The following is a 1813-nucleotide window of genomic DNA, read 5'->3' on the forward strand; positions in this document are numbered from 1 at the left end:
CGCGCGACAGCGCCGCGCGGCGACCGGGCCGTGCCGTGCCGTGGTCAGCGCGACACGCGGTACGTCAGGTGCGTGACGGCCGGCCCGCCAGCCGGGCGGCTCTCAGCTCCAGGTAGCGCTGCTCGGGCAGGCTCGTCGTGCCGCGCGCGGCCGCCAGGTACGCCTCCCGTGCCGCGCCCGGCTCCCCGGCCAGCTCCAGCAGGTGCGCCCGGACCGCGGCGAGCCGGTGGTGCCCGGCCATCCGCTCGTCGGCGTGAAGCGGGGTGAGCAGGGCGAGCCCCGCCCGCGGCCCGTCCACCATGGCCACGGCCACCGCCTGGTTGAGCGTGACCATCGGGTTCGGAGCGATCCGGGCCAGCAGCCGGTAGAGCGCCACGATCTGCGGCCAGTCCGTCTCCGCGGCCGTCGGCGCCTCGGCGTGCACCGCCGCGATCGCCGCCTGGAGCTGGTACGGGCCGGGCGGCGACCAGGTCAGCGCCTCGGTGACCAGGGCGACTCCCTCCGCGATGGCACCGGCGTCCCACCGGGCGCGGTCCTGCTCGGTCAGCGGCACCAACTCGCCGTCCTCGCCGACCCGGGCCGCCCGGTGCGCGTCGGTGAGCAGCATCAGCGCCAGCAGCCCGGTCACCTCACCGTCGTCGGGCAGCAGCCCGTGCAGGACGCGGGCCAGTCGGATCGCCTCGCCGGTCAGTTCGGCCCGTCGCAGATCCGGTCCGCTGGACGCGGTGTACCCCTCGTTGAAGATCAGGTAGAGCACCCGGAGCACGGTCCGCAGCCGCTCGCCGCGCTCACCCGGCCCGGGCATCAGGAACCGGGCCCCGGCGGCCTCGATTCGCTGCTTGGCCCGCCGGATCCGCTGGCTCATCGTCGCCTCGGGCAGCAGGTGCGCCCGGGCGATCTGGGCGGTGCTGAGCCCGCCGACCGCCCGCAGGGTCAGCGCCACCTGCGCCGAGGGCGCCAGCGCCGGATGGCAGCAGAGGAAGAGCAGGGTGAGGGTGTCGTCCGCGTCCGCCACCGCCGGCTCTGCGTCGGCCGCCGGCGCCACCTGGGCGTACGCCGGCTCGCGCAGCGCCACCGCCACCTCGCGGTCCCGGCGGGCGCTCTCGCTGCGCCACTCGTCGGTGAGCCGGCGGGTGGCCACGGTGAGCAACCACGCGCGCGGATTGTCCGGTACGCCCTGCGCGGGCCACTGCGTCGCGGCGGCGAGCAACGCCTCCTGGACCGCGTCCTCGCACCTGTCGAACTGGCCGTGTCGGCGGACCAGCAGGCCGAGGACCTGCGGCGCGAGCGTGCGCAGCAGATCCTCGACCGTCCGGTCGTCGGTCACATCTCCGTCCCGGCCTGCTCCATGATCGGGCGGACCTCCATCGCCCCGCCGAAGCGCACGTCCGGCCACCGCGCGGCGATCTCGGCGGCCCGCTGCGGGCTGTCGCAGTCGACGGTCAGGTAGCCCGCGAACTGCTCCTTGCTCTCCATGAACGGCCCGTCGACGATCTCCGGGCGACCGCCGGCGAGCCGGACCGTCTGCGTCTGCGACGGGTTGGCCAGCGCCTGGCCGTCGACCAGCTCGCCGCTCTCGGTCAGCTCCTTCATGATCTCGTCCACCTCGCCGAACAGGGCATTACGGTCCGCTTCGGTCAGCTCCTCGGTGAAGCCGGGCCGGTTCCAGATCAGCAGCATGTACTTCACGGCGATGCTCCTCGCTTGGCTGGCCGCTCCCCGGTCGGGGCGCGGCTCACCGGAGGGTCGGAGCCGAGACCCCGTTCCCTACCGCGTACCGAAGAAAATCGCAGAAAGACTTCCCGGCGGTGGT

The 1813-nt window shown here is 74.5% G+C and carries 2 protein-coding genes; both read right to left on the minus strand.

What is annotated here, in order from left to right; translation table 11 throughout:
* Nucleotides 1-64: 64 nt before the first annotated feature.
* A complete protein-coding gene (locus tag AB0J68_RS31810; RefSeq protein WP_363942547.1) occupies nucleotides 65-1327 on the minus strand; it encodes a DUF6596 domain-containing protein in 1263 nt (420 codons plus the stop codon).
* On the minus strand, nucleotides 1324-1680 hold the full coding sequence (locus AB0J68_RS31815) for a YciI family protein (protein ID WP_355066679.1): 357 nt from the start codon (nucleotides 1678-1680) through the stop codon (nucleotides 1324-1326). The genes AB0J68_RS31810 and AB0J68_RS31815 overlap by 4 nt, the downstream gene beginning before the upstream one ends.
* Between the last annotated feature and the right edge of the window lie 133 nt (nucleotides 1681-1813).

Source organism: Micromonospora sp. NPDC049580 (assembly GCF_040675595.1).
Taxonomy (GTDB): Bacteria; Actinomycetota; Actinomycetes; order Mycobacteriales; family Micromonosporaceae; genus Micromonospora.